The 2,949-nt window shown below is 51.7% G+C and carries 1 rRNA gene; it reads right to left on the bottom strand.

Annotated features, from left to right (window positions below):
* Positions 1-33: 33 nt before the first annotated feature.
* Positions 34-2,936, bottom strand: a 23S ribosomal RNA gene (locus tag ABN080_RS18115).
* Between the last annotated feature and the right edge of the window lie 13 nt (positions 2,937-2,949).

Genomic DNA, 2,949 nt, shown 5'->3' with positions numbered 1-2,949 from the left:
TTTGTCTCTCAGACAAAACACCTTCGGTGTTGTCAGGTTAAGCCTCACGGTTCATTAGTACTGGTTAGCTCAACGTATCGCTACGCTTACACACCCAGCCTATCAACGTCTTAGTCTTAAACGTTCCTTTAGGTCACTCAAGGTGACAGGGAAGACTCATCTCGAGGCAAGTTTCCCGCTTAGATGCTTTCAGCGGTTATCTCTTCCGCACTTAGCTACCGGGCAATGCCATTGGCATGACAACCCGAACACCAGTGGTGCGTTCACTCCGGTCCTCTCGTACTAGGAGCAACCCCTCTCAATCTTCCAACGCCCACGGCAGATAGGGACCGAACTGTCTCACGACGTTCTAAACCCAGCTCGCGTACCACTTTAAATGGCGAACAGCCATACCCTTGGGACCTACTTCAGCCCCAGGATGTGATGAGCCGACATCGAGGTGCCAAACACCGCCGTCGATATGAACTCTTGGGCGGTATCAGCCTGTTATCCCCGGAGTACCTTTTATCCGTTGAGCGATGGCCCTTCCATTCAGAACCACCGGATCACTAAGACCTACTTTCGTACCTGCTCGAGCCGTCACTCTCACAGTCAAGCTGGCTTATGCCTTTGCACTAACCGCATGATGTCCGACCATGCTTAGCCAACCTTCGTGCTCCTCCGTTACTCTTTAGGAGGAGACCGCCCCAGTCAAACTACCCACCAGACACGGTCCCCGATCCAGATTATGGACCTAGGTTAGAACATCAAACGTTAAAGGGTGGTATTTCAAGGTTGACTCCATGCAGACTGGCGTCCACATTTCATAGTCTCCCACCTATCCTACACATCAAGGCTCAATGTTCAGTGTCAAGCTATAGTAAAGGTTCACGGGGTCTTTCCGTCTTGCCGCGGGTACACTGCATCTTCACAGCGAGTTCAATTTCACTGAGTCTCGGGTGGAGACAGCCTGGCCATCATTACGCCATTCGTGCAGGTCGGAACTTACCCGACAAGGAATTTCGCTACCTTAGGACCGTTATAGTTACGGCCGCCGTTTACTGGGGCTTCGATCAAGAGCTTCTCCTTACGGATAACCCCATCAATTAACCTTCCAGCACCGGGCAGGCGTCACACCGTATACGTCCACTTTCGTGTTTGCACAGTGCTGTGTTTTTAATAAACAGTTGCAGCCAGCTGGTATCTTCGACTGGCTTCGGCTCCGTCCGCAAGGGACTTCACTTACCGCCAGCGTGCCTTCTCCCGAAGTTACGGCACCATTTTGCCTAGTTCCTTCACCCGAGTTCTCTCAAGCGCCTGAGTATTCTCTACCTGACCACCTGTGTCGGTTTGGGGTACGATTGTTGGTAACCTGAAGCTTAGAGGCTTTTCCTGGAAGCAGGGCATCAATTGCTTCACCACCTTAGTGGTTCGTCATCACACCTCAGCATTAAGTGACCGGATTTGCCTAATCACTCTGCCTACATGCTTGAACCGGGACGACCGTCGCCCGGACAACCTAGCCTTCTCCGTTCCCCCATCGCAGTTACCACCAGTACGGGAATATTAACCCGTTTCCCATCGACTACGCTTTTCAGCCTCGCCTTAGGGGTCGACTCACCCTGCCCCGATTAACGTTGGACAGGAACCCTTGGTCTTCCGGCGTGCGGGTTTTTCACCCGCATTATCGTTACTTATGTCAGCATTCGCACTTCTGATACCTCCAGCATACCTCACAGTACACCTTCGCAGGCTTACAGAACGCTCCCCTACCCAACAACACATAGTGTCGCTGCCGCAGCTTCGGTGCATGGTTTAGCCCCGTTACATCTTCCGCGCGGGCCGACTCGACCAGTGAGCTATTACGCTTTCTTTAAATGATGGCTGCTTCTAAGCCAACATCCTGGCTGTCTGAGCCTTCCCACTTCGTTTCCCACTTAACCATGACTTTGGGACCTTAGCTGGCGGTCTGGGTTGTTTCCCTCTTCACGACGGACGTTAGCACCCGCCGTGTGTCTCCCGTGATAACATTCTTCGGTATTCGCAGTTTGCATCGAGTTGGTAAGTCGGGATGACCCCCTAGTCGAAACAGTGCTCTACCCCCGAAGATGAATTCACGAGGCGCTACCTAAATAGCTTTCGGGGAGAACCAGCTATCTCCCGGTTTGATTGGCCTTTCACCCCCATCCACAAGTCATCCGCTAATTTTTCAACATTAGTCGGTTCGGTCCTCCAGTTAGTGTTACCCAACCTTCAACCTGCCCATGGATAGATCACCGGGTTTCGGGTCTATACCCTGCAACTCATTCGCCCAGTTAAGACTCGGTTTCCCTACGGCTCCCCTATACGGTTAACCTTGCTACAGAATATAAGTCGCTGACCCATTATACAAAAGGTACGCAGTCACCCCATAAAGAGGCTCCTACTGCTTGTACGTACACGGTTTCAGGTTCTTTTTCACTCCCCTCGCCGGGGTTCTTTTCGCCTTTCCCTCACGGTACTGGTTCACTATCGGTCAATCAGGAGTATTTAGCCTTGGAGGATGGTCCCCCCATATTCAGACAGGATAACACGTGTCCCGCCCTACTCGTCGAGTTCACAATAACAGCATCTTCAGATACGGGGCTATCACCCTTTACTGCCGGACTTTCCAGACCGTTCTCCTGATGCTGCTGTTGATTAAGACTCTGGGCTGTTCCCCGTTCGCTCGCCGCTACTAGGGGAATCTCGGTTGATTTCTTTTCCTCGGGGTACTGAGATGTTTCAGTTCTCCCGGTTCGCTTCATGACGCTATGTATTCACGTCATGATAATATCCATTGGATATTGGGTTTCCCCATTCGGAAATCGTCGGGTATAACGGTTCATATCACCTTACCGACGCTTATCGCAGATTAGCACGTCCTTCATCGCCTCTGATTGCCTAGGCATCCACCGTGTACGCTTATTCGCTTAACCTCACAACCCGAAG

Origin of the sequence: Proteus sp. fly-1089 (assembly GCF_040138965.1) — a bacterium.
Taxonomy (GTDB): Bacteria; Pseudomonadota; Gammaproteobacteria; order Enterobacterales; family Enterobacteriaceae; genus Proteus; species Proteus vulgaris_B.
Note: the sequence above shows the minus strand (reverse complement) of the source record. Positions and strands in the feature narration are given on the sequence as shown.